The sequence below is a fragment of the Mycolicibacterium obuense genome (assembly GCF_055397605.1).
The window spans coordinates 1318484-1334128 of the sequence record NZ_AP043663.1 but is presented as its reverse complement, the minus strand read 5'-3'; the positions used below and the strand labels follow the sequence as shown (position 1 = coordinate 1334128).

15 protein-coding genes and 1 riboswitch are annotated in these 15645 nt (G+C 69.1%); of the genes, 7 read left to right on the top strand and 8 right to left on the bottom strand.

The window, feature by feature from the left end; translation table 11 throughout:
* Window positions 1–47 precede the first annotated feature (47 nt).
* The gene (locus ACZ50N_RS06465) at window positions 48–200 is read right to left on the bottom strand and encodes a hypothetical protein (RefSeq protein ID WP_157863517.1); all 153 of its coding nucleotides are present in this window, start codon (window positions 198–200) and stop codon (window positions 48–50) included.
* Window positions 201–324: 124 nt separating this feature from the next.
* Window positions 325–1467, bottom strand: a complete 1143-nt coding sequence (locus ACZ50N_RS06460) for a metallophosphoesterase (RefSeq protein ID WP_464474942.1) — start codon at window positions 1465–1467, stop codon at window positions 325–327.
* A gap of 150 nt (window positions 1468–1617) precedes the next feature.
* Between ACZ50N_RS06460 and ACZ50N_RS06455 the strand changes: the two genes are divergently transcribed.
* Window positions 1618–2835 carry a D-alanyl-D-alanine carboxypeptidase family protein gene (locus ACZ50N_RS06455; protein WP_464474941.1) on the top strand — a complete coding sequence of 406 codons (1218 nt, stop codon included), beginning with the start codon at window positions 1618–1620 and terminating at the stop codon, window positions 2833–2835.
* 4 nt (window positions 2836–2839) lie between these two features.
* On the opposite strand, the gene yhjD is transcribed toward ACZ50N_RS06455, so the two are convergent.
* Together yhjD and trpS are read right to left on the bottom strand one after the other, a co-directional pair.
* Window positions 2840–3892, bottom strand: coding sequence for an inner membrane protein YhjD (yhjD, locus tag ACZ50N_RS06450; protein ID WP_046361701.1), 1053 nt, complete (start codon window positions 3890–3892; stop codon window positions 2840–2842).
* Window positions 3893–3905: 13 nt separating this feature from the next.
* Window positions 3906–4919 (bottom strand): tryptophan--tRNA ligase, encoded by a 1014-nt coding sequence (gene trpS, locus ACZ50N_RS06445; protein WP_464468791.1) that lies wholly within the window; start codon window positions 4917–4919, stop codon window positions 3906–3908.
* A 67-nt stretch (window positions 4920–4986) separates the two neighbouring features.
* Here trpS and ACZ50N_RS06440 point away from each other — a divergent pair, with 67 nt between their 5' ends.
* Complete coding sequence (locus ACZ50N_RS06440) at window positions 4987–6036, top strand: alpha/beta hydrolase (protein ID WP_464474940.1); 1050 nt, start codon at window positions 4987–4989, stop codon at window positions 6034–6036.
* 49 nt (window positions 6037–6085) lie between these two features.
* Here ACZ50N_RS06440 and ACZ50N_RS06435 read toward each other — a convergent pair whose 3' ends face one another.
* Complete coding sequence (locus ACZ50N_RS06435; protein ID WP_046361703.1) at window positions 6086–6898, bottom strand: exodeoxyribonuclease III; 813 nt, start codon at window positions 6896–6898, stop codon at window positions 6086–6088.
* A 61-nt stretch (window positions 6899–6959) separates the two neighbouring features.
* Between ACZ50N_RS06435 and ACZ50N_RS06430 the strand changes: the two genes are divergently transcribed.
* The 4 genes from ACZ50N_RS06430 (at window position 6960) to ACZ50N_RS06415 (ending at window position 11194) form a co-directional block, all read left to right on the top strand.
* Complete coding sequence (locus ACZ50N_RS06430; protein WP_111508351.1) at window positions 6960–7790, top strand: epoxide hydrolase EphH; 831 nt, start codon at window positions 6960–6962, stop codon at window positions 7788–7790.
* Between the two features lie 43 nt (window positions 7791–7833).
* Window positions 7834–7953, top strand: a riboswitch (SAM riboswitch).
* 39 nt (window positions 7954–7992) lie between these two features.
* Window positions 7993–9342, top strand: coding sequence for a bifunctional o-acetylhomoserine/o-acetylserine sulfhydrylase (locus ACZ50N_RS06425; protein WP_464474939.1), 1350 nt, complete (start codon window positions 7993–7995; stop codon window positions 9340–9342).
* A gap of 5 nt (window positions 9343–9347) precedes the next feature.
* Complete coding sequence (gene metX, locus ACZ50N_RS06420) at window positions 9348–10466, top strand: homoserine O-acetyltransferase MetX (RefSeq protein WP_172835631.1); 1119 nt, start codon at window positions 9348–9350, stop codon at window positions 10464–10466.
* Window positions 10463–11194: a class I SAM-dependent methyltransferase gene (locus ACZ50N_RS06415; RefSeq protein WP_046361707.1), complete on the top strand. Its 732-nt coding sequence runs from the start codon at window positions 10463–10465 to the stop codon at window positions 11192–11194. The genes metX and ACZ50N_RS06415 overlap by 4 nt, the downstream gene beginning before the upstream one ends.
* 12 nt (window positions 11195–11206) lie before the next feature.
* Here ACZ50N_RS06415 and ACZ50N_RS06410 read toward each other — a convergent pair whose 3' ends face one another.
* From ACZ50N_RS06410 to ACZ50N_RS06400, 3 genes are all read right to left on the bottom strand, one after another.
* Window positions 11207–12595: an amidohydrolase family protein gene (locus tag ACZ50N_RS06410; protein ID WP_464474938.1), complete on the bottom strand. Its 1389-nt coding sequence runs from the start codon at window positions 12593–12595 to the stop codon at window positions 11207–11209.
* A complete protein-coding gene (locus ACZ50N_RS06405; protein ID WP_464474937.1) occupies window positions 12592–13707 on the bottom strand; it encodes an MFS transporter in 1116 nt (371 codons plus the stop codon). Before ACZ50N_RS06405 ends, ACZ50N_RS06410 begins: the two co-directional genes overlap by 4 nt.
* 76 nt (window positions 13708–13783) lie before the next feature.
* Entirely contained in the window at window positions 13784–14467 is a 684-nt protein-coding gene (locus tag ACZ50N_RS06400; RefSeq protein WP_464474936.1) for a FadR/GntR family transcriptional regulator, read from the bottom strand.
* 96 nt (window positions 14468–14563) lie between these two features.
* On the opposite strand from ACZ50N_RS06400, the gene ACZ50N_RS06395 reads away from it, so the two are divergent.
* Complete coding sequence (locus ACZ50N_RS06395) at window positions 14564–15622, top strand: amidohydrolase family protein (protein ID WP_464474935.1); 1059 nt, start codon at window positions 14564–14566, stop codon at window positions 15620–15622.
* The last annotated feature ends 23 nt before the right edge of the window (window positions 15623–15645 follow it).

Below are 15645 nucleotides of genomic sequence, written 5' to 3'. Positions count from 1 at the left end.
CACGACAAAGGGGCACCTCCTCACGGAGGTGCCCCTTTGCGTGGGGGTCAGAGGGAGTGCGCGCGCGACTGGAAGGACGGGTGACGACGCATCGCCTCCTCCATCGCGCTGGCCCTCCGCTCGGAGGCGTTGAACGCGGGATGTGATCGCAGGTCGACCACACCGGTGCTCGCGTTGGTGGTGCTCGCGTTTGTCGCCATGTCAACGTCCTTCCGCTGAATCGCCTGGATTCCTTCAGCGTGCTCGGCCCACCTGAGCGATTCGGTCAGTGTTAGCCGTGAAGTTGATGAGAAAGTAACCGGCCGCGCAGGCCGATAAACACGTTCAGCCGCGCAGTGTGAGCACGGTGATGTCCGGCGGTGCACCGACACGGACCGGTGGCCCCCAGAAGCCGGCGCCCCGCGACACGTACAGCTGCGTGCCGTCCACCGTCGACAGGCCCGCGAGCGAGGGCTGAGCCAGCTCGACCGCATAGTGGAACGGCCACATCTGCCCGCCGTGCGTGTGACCGGACAGCTGCAGATCGACATTGCGACGCGCCGCTTCGGCGACCTGAACCGGCTGGTGCGCCAGCAGGATCGTCGGCGTCCCGGCGTCGGTGCCGCGCAGCGCCGCGTCGAAATCGGGCGGCTCCTCGGCCGACCGGCCGGCGAGATCGTTGACCCCGGCCAGATCGAACGCCGCGGCGCCCCGACGGATCCGGGTGTTCTCGTTGCGCAGCACCTGCACCCCCAGCTGATCGAGTTCGGTCAGCCACGCCGCGGTGTCGTCGACGAAGTACTCGTGGTTGCCGGTCACGAAGAACGTGCCGTCCCGCGACACCAGGTCGGCCAGCGGCGCCGCCGCAGGTCCCAGCTGCGCGACCGTGCCGTCGACCAGGTCGCCGACCACGGCCACCAGATCGGGTTCGGTCTCGTTGACCATCCGCACGATCCGTTCGGTGTGGCGGCGGCCCAGCAGCGGTCCGAGATGGATGTCGGAGACCACGGCGATGCGGAACCCGTCGAACTCGCGCGCGAGCCGCGGCAGCCGCACCGGAACGCGGAGCACGTCCGGCGGCCCGAGCGCGGTGGCGACACCGACACCGGTCACGCCGACCGCCGCAGCGCCTGCGGCCACCGCGCCCGCGCGGGCGAGGAAGAGCCGACGCTCGAGGTCGGGTGCTTCCTCGGCGGGCCGCCGGGGTCGGGTCAGCCGGCGGATCAGGCGCACCGGCTCGAGGACCAGCAGCGCCAGGACCAGGTACACCAGGAGGCCGAACCACAGGTAGCCAGGCGAGGCGAGCCAGCCGGAGCCGGCGGGATCGCGCCGGGACACCAGCGCCGCCACCAGCAGCGCGGTCAGGATCAGCAGCAGGGCGGTCAGGATTCGGCGCACCCGCCCCGGACGGGTGGTCGAACGCACGGTGCGAAACCAGACATAAAAGGTCATCAGCCCGAGGGACGAGCCGAGAACGACGAGGAACATGGACTACTTTCTGGCGGCTCGGGCGGTCCCGCCAGCCTAGGTGAGCCTCGCCGAAGGTCGTCGTGGCCAGTCACTTGCGAAACTCTCATCACATCCGTCACCGCGTGGCTCACCGATCGCGATGTCGTGATCGCCTAATCTTCAACCCCGATGGCGACCTTCACGACGTTCCCGCTGCGAGTGTCTGCGCTGCTCACGGCGGCAATGCTGGCACTGGCGCCGGTCGCTGCGGCCCAGCCGCCCGCTCCTGAGGCGAACACCTGCCCGTACCGGGAGGCGACCCCGCCGGCCGTCGACGCGTCCGAGGTTCCGGAGTCGGGCGATCCGCCGGCGCCGCTGCCCGTTCCGCCCAAACCGATGGGTGGCGACGCGCTGTCCGGCTGCGGCGTGATCACCGCGCCCGGCACTCCCCCGGTTCCCGGCGACGTCTCCGCCGAGGCGTGGGTGGTGGCCGACATCGACTCCGGTGACGTGATCGCCGCGCGGGACCCGCACGGCCGTCACCGCCCGGCCAGCATCATCAAGGTGCTCGTCGCTATGCAGGCCATCCGCGACCTGCCCTTGCACAAGGTGGTACCGGGTACGCAGGAGGACGCGAACGCCGAGGGCACCAGGGTGGGCGTCGGCGAGGGTGGCTTCTACTCCGTCAACGACCTGCTGCACGGGCTGCTGATGCACTCGGGCAACGACGCCGCACACGCGCTGGCGATGCAACTGGGCGGCATGGACGCCACGCTGACCAAGCTCAACGCGCTGGCCAACAAACTCGGCGCCCGAGACACCCGCGTGGCCACCCCGTCCGGGCTGGACGGACCGGGGATGAGCACCTCCGCCTACGACGTCGGACTGTTCTACCGGTACGCGTGGAACAACCCCGTCTTCGCCGACATCGTTCATACGCAGGAGTTCTCGTTTCCCGGCCGGGGCGACGGCAACTACCCGATCGAGAACGACAACAAGCTGCTGGCCAACTATCCCGGCGCGCTCGGCGGCAAGACCGGCTACACCGACGATGCCGGGCAGACGTTCGTCGGCGCCGCCGACCACGGCGGTCGACGCCTGGTGGCGGTGCTGATGCGCGGCACCCGGCAACCGATCGCGCCCTGGGAACAGGCCGCGCACCTCCTCGACTACGGCTTCGCCACTGCGCCGGGCACCAAGGTCGGCACGCTCGTCGAACCTGATCCGTCCCTGCAGACCCCGGACGCCGACCCGGCGGCTGCCTCGGCCGCGACGAGCAAGGCCAGCGCCGCGCTACCCGAGATGGATGCCACGCCGGTGCGCGTCGGCGTCTGCATCGTCGGCGCCGTGATCGTGTTCAGCCTGATCATGGGCGCCCGCGCGCTCAATCGCAGGCCCCAGCACTGACGTTTCAGCGCTTGCGGCGCCGCACGACACTCAGCGCGCCCACCGCGCCGACCACCGCTGCACCCGCCGCTTGCCAGGGCGCGAGCCCGGGCCGGGTGATGATGCGATTGCGGATGACGGCCGGGCCCGGCGCCGGAATCGGTGCCTCCACCATGTTCTCCGGCATCGTCGCCGCCCACGCCGTCGCGAACAAGATCAGCCGCGCAGTGATGTAGGCGAACACCATCAGGCCCAGCACCGGACCGAACGTGGCTCCCGCCGGGCCCGTCAGCACGGACTTCAGGTAGATCGAGGCCACCAACTTGAACACCTCGAACGCGACCGCGGCCAGCAGGCCGGCGCGCACGCTGCTGCGGAAACTCGTGGATTCCCGCGGCAGCCGCGAGATCATCCACGTGAACAGCAGCCAGGACACCAGCAGCGACACCGCGATCGAGCCGATCCGCAGCAGCACCCCGATGACCGGCGACTCCGGGAAGCCCAGCCAGTCGAGCACGTTCTTCATCACCGAGCCGTTGCCCAGCGCCGACAGCGCGACCGTCACGACGATCGCGGCGAACGTCGACAGCAGCGCCAGCAGATCGCTCAGCTTCGTCTTGACGAACCCCAGCTGCTCTTCGCGGTACAGGCCCCACATCTGGCTGAGCGCCTCACGCAGATTGGCCATCCAGCCCAGACCCGCCCACGCCGCAGTGAGGAGGCCGATGACGCCGACGGTGCCGCGGGACTCGATCGCCGACTCCATCAACTGCACGACCTGCTGACCGAGGTCACCGCTGACCGCGCCCGCGATCTTGCCCTTGAGCTGCTCGAGCAGCTCCGGCTGATAGGTGAGCACGAACCCGCCGATCGCGAAACCCACCATCAGCAACGGGAACAGCGCGAAGATCGTGAAGTAGGTGATGCCGGCGGCGTAGAAATCGCCCTTGCTGTCGTTGTAGCGCTGCTGGGCCCGCATGACGTGGTCGAACCACGGCATACGCGCCCGCAAACGATCCAGAAACCCGGGCTTGTCCTCGGGTTTCTCCGGGTCGGCCGAACCGTCCGGCGCCGTCATCGTCAGCCTCCCGTCATCGCGGTGCGAGGAATCCCACCCGGTCGTATACCCGTGCCAGCGTCTTGGCAGACACTTCACGGGCGCGGTGCGCGCCGGCAGCCAGCACGTTCTCCAGTTCGGCCGGATCTGCGAGGTACTCGTCGACGCGCGCTTTGATCGGGGTGACGAATTCGACGACGGCGTCGGCCGTCTCTTTCTTCAGGTCGCCGTACCCACGGCCGGCATAGCCGGCGACCAGGTCCTCGACAGAATTGCCCGTCACCGCCGACTGGATCGTCAGCAGGTTCGAGACCCCCGGCTTGGCCTCCGGATCGAACCGGATCTCGCGCTCGCTGTCGGTGACGGCGGAGCGGATCTTCTTGGCCGTGCGGGCCGGATCGTCGAGCAGGCTGATCAACCCGGCGTCGGTGGCCGCGGACTTGCTCATCTTGGCGGTCGGATCGGCGAGGTCGTAGATCTTCGCGGTGGCCTTGGGGATCATCGCTTCGGGGATGACGAACGTGTCGGGGAAGCGCGCGTTGACGCGCTGAGCGACGTCGCGGGCGAGCTCGAGGTGCTGGCGCTGATCCTCGCCGACCGGTACCAGATCGGTGTCATACAGCAGCACGTCGGCGGCCATCAGGATCGGATAGGTGAACAGGCCGACCGTCTGCGCGTCGGCGCCGTGCTTGGCCGACTTGTCCTTGAACTGCGTCATCCGCGACGCCTGCCCGAAACCGGTGAAACAGCCCAGCACCCAAGCCAATTCGCTGTGCTCTGGGACATGGCTCTGCACGAACACCGTGGCGCGGGCCGGGTCGACACCCAGGGCCAGATACTGCGCGGCGGTGGCCAGCGTGCGGCGGCGCAGTGTCGCGGGATCCTGGGCGAGCGTGATCGCGTGCAGGTCCACCACGCAGAAGTAGGCGTCGTGGCCGTCCTGCAGACCGACCCACTGCGCGACCGCGCCGAGGGCATTGCCCAGATGCAGGGAGTCGGACGTCGGTTGCGCGCCGGAGAAGACGACGGGCTTGGCTGGAGTGCTCATGATGAGGTCCAGTTTTTCACGCGCCGTCGCGGTTTCGTCCGGCGGCCGACCGGCGGCGCTCGGTAGCATGCCCGCAACCGAGGGGGTTCCTATGCGGCGATGGGCGTCGATCCTTGTCCTGCTCGTGCTCGCGACGCTCCTGGGTGGCGGCCCTGCGCACGCGGCACCAGGCCACGCCGTCGTCATCGTCTCCGGCGGCGACGCGGTCAGCCCGTTCACCACCCCTGACGCGGCCTGCCGGTCCGGCCTGGCCGCCGGCAACACCGACACCGCGCTGCGGGAGAACCTGCTCGCCGCGGGCCACACCGTCTACACGTCCCCGGCGATGGCCGGTCGCGGTCCCGTCATCGACCAGGGCGGGTTCGGCGCGTTCGGCGACTGCCCGATCACGCTGCCGGAGATCATGACCGTCGATTCCACGGCCTCGATCGACCTGGCCGGCGAACACCTCGCCCGCTTTCTGACCTACCTCCACGACACGCGTGGAGTCGACGTCGTCGACGTCGTGGGCCATTCGATGGGCGGGCTGTACTCGCGGGCGGCGATTCGCGTGCTGCAGAGTCTCGGTTCGCCGATCCGCATCCGCTCACTGACAACTCTCGGGACGCCCTGGGAGGGATCGTTCCTGTCCGACTACGCCAACGGCATCACCCCGTTGGCGGACTGCGCGGGCGACGCCTACTGCGAGAAGGCGTCTCTGGCGATGGCCGCCGAGGTGACCCGGTTGCAGACCGGATCGGGGCGAGAGGTCAACCAGGGATATCTGATGGGCCCGCAGGGCTGGAACGAATACCAGGCCGGCGTGCTGGACCAGATCCCCGTCGTCCTGATCGGCGGCGCCCGCTTCACCCGCCCGGCACCGGTCAACCCGATGGTGTGGCCCAACGACGGCATCGTGACCACGCGAAGCGCGCTGGCCACCGACATCAGCGATCGCGTGCTGCCGCACCGCCGCTGCGTGTCCTTCGACGACACCCACAGCATCTTCGTCTCGGATTCGGTTGGGCTGCCATGGGATACGGGCATGACGTGGGATCCGCGGGTATTCGACGTGGTGCGGGGTGCGATCAACGACGCCGACGGCGCGCTATCGACCCCCACCCGCGTCGGCTGCTGAGTGATTTCGGCGTGGCCATCGTCGCTCAGCGACGACAACCACGCCGAAATCACGCGTAGGTGACCGTCACGGGGCAGTGATCGGACCAGCGCAGCGCATACGCGGCGGGGCGTTCGGTGCGCACCGCGGCCACGCGCGCCGCCAACCCCGCAGTGGCCAGGTGGTAGTCGATGCGCCAGCCGGCGTCGTTGTCGAACGCCTTGCCCCGCCACGACCACCACGCATACGGCCCGGGCTGGTCCGGATGCGCCGCCCGCACCACGTCCACCCACCCCGTGGCCAGCAGCTCGGTCAGCCACCGGCGTTCCTCGGGCAGGAACCCGGCCTTCTTGACGTTGCCCTTCCAGTTCTTGATGTCGTGTTCGGTGTGCGCGATGTTCCAGTCCCCGCACAACACCGCATCGCGGCCGTCGGCGCGCAGCACCGACATCCGCTGCGCCACTGCAGCCATGAAGCGTTCCTTCTCCCGCTGCCGCTCGGTGTCGGCCTCGCCGGTCGGGAAGTACACGCTGCCCACCGTCACACCGCCGGTGTCCACCTCGATGTAGCGGCCGTGGGCGGCGAACTCGTCGGCGCCGCAGCCGATCCGCACCTCGTCGTGGACGGTCCGGGACACCACCGCGACACCGTTGCGACCCTTGACGTGCGGCGCGGCCGAGGCCAGGTGCCAGCCGTCGGCGAGCAGCGGCGCCAGCGCCTCGGCCACCTGGTCGTCGTCGGCGCGGGTCTCCTGCAGGCACACCACGTCGGCGTCGGTCTGCGCGAACCACGGCAGCAGGCCACGGTTGTCGTCCGAGCGCTGCTTGATCGCGGCACGGATGCCGTTGACGTTGACTGTGCTGATCGTGAGGGGACGCGTCACGGCCGTCGACCCTAGCGGCCGTTCTTGCGGTACCGGCGGTATCACCTTAGGGTCGGGCGCTATGAGCAAACGCGCGCCCATCCACCTCGGCTCCGGGGAACCGGTGTTGCTCCTGCACCCGTTCATGATGTCGAACAACGTTTGGAAAGACGTCGCCCCGGCGCTGGCCGACACCGGCCGCTACGAGGTGTACGCGCCGACGATGGCAGGCCACCACGGCGGCAGCCCCAACCGCTCCTGGCTGCTCGACAGCGGCACCCTCGCCGACGACATCGAGCGCCACCTCGACCGCCTCGGGTGGGACAGCGCCCACATCGTCGGCAACTCGCTCGGCGGCTGGGTGGCCTTCGAACTCGAACGCCGCAACCGGGCCCGGTCCCTGGTCGGCATCGCCCCGGCCGGCGGATGGCACCGCTGGACCCCGGCGAAGTACGAGATCGTGGCAAAGTTCGTGCTGGGCATGCCCGTCTGGGTGGTGGCCAAGCTGCTCGGGGCGCGGGCGGCGCAGGTGCCCGGCGCACGATTCCTCACCAGCGTCCCGGTCAGTGCCCGCCCCGACGGCATCACCGACGCCGACATCCTCGAGATCATCGACGACGTCCGGCACTGCCCGGCCTATTACCAGCTGCTGGTCAAGGCGCTGTTGATGCCGGGGCTGATGGAGCTCGCCGACTCCTCGACGCCCACCTACCTGGTGGTGTGCGAGAAAGACCGGGTGCTCCCCCACCCGCGGTTCACGGCGCACTTCCGCAAACATCTGCCTCGATCCACCCGCTTCACCACACTCGACGGTGTCGGACACATTCCGATGTTCGAGGCGCCCGAGCGCATCGCCGACGTGATCCGCGAATTCCTCGACGAACAGACCGGCCCGCAGCGCGCCATCAGCTGAACCCGGTGGCACCCGATCCGCCGGGTGCGTTATTCTTCGTCACGGTCATGAGTGCCAGCGTCAAGCCCCGGCTTGCTGGCCGGCAACCCTCCAACCGCGGTGGGGTGCCCCGGGAGACGACCAGGTTGAGTAGCCGGATACGGCTATAAGGCAAGCGCGGGTCCGCTGTGAAACGGGCCCCCCGTTCACGGAGGAGACATCGATGAGCCTCGATGAGTTTGACGACCCCACCAGTCGGTGGGCGTTCGAGACCAAGCAGGTCCACGCCGGCCAGGCACCCGACACCGCCACCGGGGCGCGGGCACTGCCGATCTACCAGACCACCAGCTACGCATTCCGCGACACCGACCACGCCGCAGCGCTGTTCGGGCTGGCCGAGCCCGGCAACATCTACACGCGCATCATGAACCCGACCCAGGACGTCGTCGAGCAGCGCATCGCCGCTCTCGAGGGCGGCGTCGCGGCATTGTTCGTGTCCTCCGGGCAGGCCGCGGAGACGTTCGCGATCCTCAACCTGGCTCAGAACGGCGACCACATCGTCTCCAGCCCGCGGCTCTACGGCGGCACCTACAACCTGTTCCACTACTCGCTGCCCAAGCTCGGCATCGAGGTCAGCTTCGTCGACAACCCCGACGACCCCGAATCGTGGCGAGCGGCGTTGCGCCCCAACACCAAAGCGTTCTTCGCCGAGACGATCTCCAATCCGCAGATCGACGTGCTCGACATCCCGATGGTGTCCGCGGTGGCCCACGAAGCCGGGGTGCCGCTGATCGTCGACAACACGATCGCCACGCCGTACCTGATCCAGCCGCTGCGCCACGGCGCCGACATCGTCGTGCATTCGGCCACGAAGTACCTCGGCGGCCATGGCACCGCGATCGCCGGCGCGATCGTCGACGGCGGCACTTTCGACTGGACCAACGGACGCTTCCCCGGGTTCACCGAACCGGACCCGAGCTACCACGGCGTGGTGTTCGCAGAACTCGGCGCACCGGCGTTCGCGCTCAAGGCCCGCGTGCAACTGCTGCGCGACTTGGGTTCGGCCGCATCGCCGTTCAACGCCTTCCTGATCGCCCAGGGTCTGGAGACGTTGAGCCTGCGCATGGAGCGTCACGTCGCCAACGCCCAGCGGGTGGCCGAGTACCTGGCCGGCCGTGACGACGTGGTCTCGGTCAACTACGCGGGCCTGCCCAGCTCACCCTGGTACGAGGTGGGAAAGAAGTTGGCGCCCAAGGGAACCGGCGCGGTCCTGGCTTTCGAGCTGGCAGGCGGTGTGCCCGCGGGCAAGGCGTTCGTCGACGCGTTGACGCTGCACAGCCACGTCGCCAACATCGGTGACGTGCGCTCGCTGGTGATCCACCCGGCGTCCACCACCCACCAACAGCTTTCGGCCGACGAGCAGCTCGCCACCGGCGTGACACCCGGGCTGGTGCGACTCGCGGTCGGCATCGAGGGCATCGACGACATCCTGGCCGACCTCGACAGGGGCTTCGCCGCGGCGCAGCGCGCCGGCGGCACCGCCGATGCGCAGCTGCTCGAGGTGCAGACGTGACCCTCATGGATGTGGTGAACGATCGCGTGGCGCTGCCGCCCGAAGGCGAGATCGGCATCGTCGACATCGGATCGCTCACTCTCGAGAACGGCGAGGTACTCGACGACGTCTCGATCGCGGTGCAGCGCTGGGGCGAGCTCTCACCGGAGCGGGACAACGTGGTGGTGGTGCTGCACGCGCTCACCGGCGACTCGCACATCACCGGTCCGGCGGGCCCCGACCACCCGACTGCCGGCTGGTGGGACGGCGTGGCGGGCCCCGGCGCGCCGATCGACACCGATCGCTGGTGCGCGATCTCGACGAACGTGCTGGGCGGTTGCCGCGGCTCGACCGGGCCGAGCACTATCGCACCGGACGGAAAAGCCTGGGGCTCACGGTTTCCGGCGACAACGGTCCGCGACCAGGTGGCCGCTGATGTCGCGGTGCTGGAACGGCTGGGCATCTCCGAGGTGGCGGCTGTGATCGGTGGCTCCATGGGTGGCGCCCGCGCCCTCGAGTGGATCGTCAGTCACCCCGACGATGTCCGCGCGGCGCTGGTCCTCGCGGTCGGCGCGCGCGCCACGGCCGACCAGATCGGTACGCAGAGCACGCAGGTCGCCGCGATCACCTCGGATCCGAACTGGTGCAACGGCGACTATCACGACACCGGGCGCTCACCCGATGCCGGCATGGAGATCGCCCGTCGCTTCGCCCACCTGACCTATCGCGGCGAGACCGAGCTCGACGAGCGGTTCGGCAACGAGGCGCAACCCGGTGAAGACCCCACCGCGGGTGGCCGGTACTCCGTGCAGAGTTACCTGGAGTACCAGGGCCGAAAGCTGGTGGCGCGCTTCGACGCCGGCACCTACGTGGCGCTGACCGACGCCCTGTCCAGTCACGACGTCGGCCGCGGACGCGGTGGGGTGGCAGCCGCCCTGGCGGGCTGCCCGGTGCCCACCGTCGTGGGTGGTATCACCTCTGACCGGCTGTATCCGCTACGGCTGCAACAGGAATTGGCGGATCTGTTGCCGGGCTGCGACGGGCTCGACGTCGTCGAGTCGAAGTTCGGGCACGACGGCTTCCTGGTGGAGACCGATGCGGTGGGCGTACTGATCCGACGCACACTGGAGTTGGCCGGCCGGTGAGCGGTTCGGCACAGCGACGGTCGCTGTCCTTCGGCGCCGAGGCCGCCGCCTACGAGCGCGGCCGCCCGTCCTACCCGCCGGAGGCCATCGACTGGCTGCTCCCCCACGGCGCACACACCGTGCTGGATCTCGGCGCGGGCACCGGAAAGCTGACCACGCGCCTGGTCGAACGTGGCCTCGACGTCGTCGCCGTGGATCCCATTCCGGAGATGCTCGAAGTGCTGCGCGTATCGCTTCCCGACACGCCCGCGCTGCTCGGCACCGCCGAGGAGATCCCTTTGCCGGACAACAGTGTCGACGCCGTGCTGGTCGCCCAAGCCTGGCATTGGTTCGATCCGGCTCGCGCGCTCGAGGAGATCGCCCGGGTGCTACGTCCCGGCGGACGGCTCGGCTTGGTGTGGAACAACCGTGACGAAAGATCCGGCTGGGTCAAGGATCTCGGGCAGATCATCGGCCACGAGGTCGACCCGTTCACACAGACGGTGGAGCTGCCCGCACCGTTCTCCGATGTGTCGCGACACCAGGTCGAATGGACCAGCTACCTGACGCCCCAGGCGCTCATCGATCTGGTGGCCTCCCGCAGCTACTGCATCACCTCGCCCGAGCAGGTGCGTACCCGCACGCTGGACCGGGTGCGCGAACTGCTGTCCACGCACCCGGCGCTGGCGAATTCCACGGGCCTTGCGCTGCCGTACGTCACCGTGTGCGTGCGCGCGACCCTGTCCTGACCGTCAGGCGCGCTACTGGCAGGTGAGACCCTGCACACGACTCGCCGCCGCACGGTGCCGTCGGAGAGCTTCCGGCACATCCACGGTGACGGGCTCCCCGTCGCGGACCACGAACTTCCCGCCGACGATGGTGTGCCATGCCGAGGCCGGGCCGCAGTGCATCAGCCCGGTCACCGGGTCATCCAGAACGCCCGCGTAGGGCAGGGTGTCCATCCGCCACACGGACACGTCCGCGTTCGTGCCGACTGACAGCTGACCGATCTCGCCGTCCCGACCCACAGCGTGCGCACCCCCGCGCGTTGCCATTCGGAGGGCGTCTCTGGCACTCATGGCCGACGCGCGACCCTCCCGTTGGCGGCTGAGTAGCATCGCCGTTTTCGTCTCCAGCCACAGCGACTGATGGTCGGCGGCAGTCGCTCCGTCACAACCGATTCCGACGTTCACCCCGGCGTCGAGCATGGCCCGGATCGGTGGCGGCCCGCCGGGTAATCCGCCGTCGATCATCGTCATGCTCGGGCAATGGGCGACGGACACCCCGGCTGCGGCGAGTGCGTTGATCTCGTCGTGGTTCGGGTAGACGACGTGCGCCAACCAGGAACGCCGGCCGAGCCAGCCGAAATCCTCGTACACCTGGAGCGGGCGCCGGCCGAAGCGGGCTCCGACGTAGGCCTCCTCGTCGGGATCGTCGGCGACATGGCTGTGCAGCCGGACGTCGAAGGCGTCCGCGAACGCCGCCGACTCGATCATCGCCGCGTCCGAGGAACTCATCAGCGTGCTCGGTCCGATGCCCACGCGCACCATCGAACTCGGCGTCGGGTCGTGGTACGCCTCCACGAGCCGTCGGCTGTCGTCGAGAACGTCGTCGACGCGCTCGACGAGGTTCGGCGGGCAGATGGCGCCGTCGGCCTCCCCGAGAGTCATCGATCCGCGCACCGGGTGGAAGCGGACGCCGATGTCGCGTGCGGCCTGGATCTGCGCATCGATCAGTTCCGGCTCGGGATGGAGATAGAGATGGTCGGCGCTGGTGGTGCAGCCGCTGAGCGCCAGTTCGGCGAGCCCGACCGTGGTCGAGATGGCCACCGCCTCGGCGTCGAGCCGGCCCCAGGCGGTGAAATAGGCCCAGAACCAGTCGGTGAGATTGTCGACGTGCGCGGCAGCGGCGTAACACCGCGTCAGGTTCTGATAGAGGTGTTGATGCGCGTTGACCAGCCCAGGAAGAACGAGGCAGCCGGACGCGTCGACGACGGTCTCGGCTTCCGGCGGTGCCGTGTCTTTGTCGCCGACCGCGACGATGACACCGTCGTCGACGGCCAGCCAGCCGCCGGGCAGCTCAGTGCCCGTGTCGTCGAAGGCGCAGAGCAGCAGCGAGTTCCGGATCAGGAGATCCACGGGTGGGGTCATGACGGTTGCTCCATCGGTTGCGGCAGGGAGGTGGTGGGGACGACGCTGCGACCGGCGGTCCATCCTGCGATCGCCTGACAGACCACGACCGCGATGAGGACGGACCCCGCGTACGCCCACGACAGACCGGCCCAGCGAACGAGGCCGAGCAGTACCGGCCCGAGCGCCGCCAGCGCGAAGCCGACGCCCTGCGCGAACGCGGAGAACGGCGCGACCGGCCTGCTCGGATCGGCTTTGAGGACGATCAGCGCCATGGCGAGCCCGAACGTCGCACCCTGGCAGAACCCCAGCGTGACGACGAACAGCGGTGCCAACACTGCCGGAGCCCATACGACACCGACGAGGCCGATCACGGTGCCGGTGCTGACCGCCACGATGATCCAGTGCTGCCTGCGCACCCGTGCCGCCACCACCGAAACACCCAGCGAGCCGGGCAGTCCGGCGATGCTGGCCAGCGCCAGCAGACTCGCTGCCTGCATGGGTGGTACGCCGCGGTCGACGTAGATGGACGTCAGCCATCCCGTGACGGCGAAGAACACGAACGCCTGCGCGCCGAAGAACGCCGTGACCTGACCCAGGAGCAGTGTTGGTCTCGCACAAGACGGGGCGGGTGCGGACGCGGCACGACGGTGCGGCGTACCGCCGATGACCACCGACGCGGCCATCGCCGTCAGTGCGCACGCGGGCAGCGCCCAGAGGGCCAGCGCGAGGGACAGCGATCCGGTTAAGTGGACCAACGGGATCGTCAGTCCCGCGCCGACTGCAGCACTGACCCCGAAGCTCGTCGAGAACACGCCGGACCACCATCCGATCCGGCCCCCGAGATGTTCTCGAATCATCTGCGGGACAAGAACGCTGAGTCCCGCCATCGCAAGTCCTGCCACCACGGTTCCGACGAAGAGCGCGGTGAGACTCGCCGGCCGTAGCGCGACCGACAGTGTGAGCAGCGCTGCGAGTCCGAGGAGGGTCCGTTCGACTCCCCACCACCGCTCCAGCGCCGGCGCCAGGACGGCGCCGGCGGCGAGCATCGCCACCGGGAGGCCGGACAGGACCGCGACACCCGGGGGGCCCAACCCGTAGTGCCGGGTCACCGCGTCCAGCGTGGACGCCACGCTCGTGATGGGATGGCGAAGGTTGAGGCCCGCCGCGACGACAAGTACCGCGTAGCCCGCCGTGCGTTTCCGAGTGTCAGTCACGACGGTCCGGCAACTGACCCGAGTGATCATCGAGCACGCTCAGCGCGGCGGCGGTGGCTGCGGACGGATCTGCGCGCTCGATGGCGTCGAACAGTTCGTCGTGGAACTCGCCGTGGGGATCGTCGGCGACAGCCATGCAGTTGGTCCGCCGCACCGAATCCCGCAGTGACGTTTCGAAACTCGAGTACAAACCCGCGAGCAGAGTGTTCTTCGAGGCACGGGCGATGCCGATGTGGAACGCGACATCGGCATCGATGAATGCGGCGACGTCACCTGCTGCGACCGCGGCAGCGCGCCCGTCGAGCGCAGTGCGCAGTGCGTCGAGGTCGGCCGGGGAGCGGCGCTGGGCGGCCTCGCGCGCCGCGAGTACATCGAGGGCGCGTCGTACCGCGAGCACTTCAGCCTCGTCGGAGGCGTCGAGCGCGTTCTGCAGAGCCACCGTCATCTCGTCCTCTGCCACCACATAGGTGCCGTCGCCCTGGCGTGTCTCGAGCAGGCCCAGTTGGACCAGCGATCGCACCCCCTCGCGGACCGAGGGGCGGCTCACTCCCAACATCTCGACCAGTCGAGCCTCCGTCGGGATTTTGCTGCCGACCGGGAAGGTGCCGCTCCGAATGTCATCGCGCAATCGCTCCACCACGGAGTCCACGAGTGAGACGCGAGCGATCTGCTTCATTGTTGTTCCCTCTCCGGCAATTGTGTGATAACCATATCATCTGACAAATTCTATGGCGCTGAACACAGCACCGACTTCCGAGAGACGTAGGCCCCGATGCCCCAGACCTCTGCACCGCCCATCGTCGTCGCGGCCCCCCTTGTCGACGCGCACATCCACCCCGACAAGTCATCGTGGGGCGGGCCCTGGCTCTCCCGCGACCGCGCGGACACCCTGCGTGACTTCATCGACAACGACGTTCGCACGCAGGCCGCCTACACCCGATCGGTCGAAGACCGCGCGCTGGCGTTGTTCCGCACCGCCGCCGGACAGGGGACGCGAGCCATGCGCGCTCATGTCGATATCGGTCCGGCGTGCGGCGTCGCGAACGTGCATGGCGTACGCGCTGCCGCCGACCGACTCCGCGGCGTACTCGACGTCGAGATCGTCGCCTTTCCTCAGCAGGGATTGCTCACGGCGCCAGGCACTTTCGACCTGCTCGACGCTGCGCTCGGCGAAGGCGCCGACGTCGTCGGCGGCATCGACCCCGAGGGCCTGGAGGGTGACGTCGACGGCCACCTCGACGCGGTGTTCGGCCTCGCCGCGAAACACGGCGCCGACGTGGACATCCACCTCCACGACGGCGGCGACGCGGGCCTGGACCAAACGCGTCGCATCGCTGCCAGAGCGACTGCCGAAGGGATGGGGCCGCGTGTCACGGTGAGTCACGCGTTCGCGGTCGCGGCCGCTACCGGCGACGCTCTGACCGCCATCGCCGATGACGTGGCCGCCGCCGGGATCTGGCTGGTGACGTGCGCGCTCGGCGGCGACCCGGTGCTGCCCGTCAGGTTCCTCCGAGAGCGCGGTGTCAACGTGGCGGTCGGCTCCGACGGTGTCCGCGACGCGTGGACGCCGTTCGGCAGCGGCAGCATGCTCGACCGCGCCCACCTGCTCTCCTACCGCACCGACGCCATGACCGACGCCGACCTCGAGTTGGCCTACGACGCCTGTTCGACGGCCGGCGCGAAGCTCCTCCGAATCACCACCGATCCCTCCGGCGACCGAATCGAGTATCCCGGAGAGTGCCTGGCCCAGGTCGTCATCGACCGTCCCACCCCCATCCGCGTGCTGCGCGACGGCGACGAGATCGCCCGCGACGGCGTGCTGGTGTCCTGACCGCGAAAGCCAGAGGAGTCCCA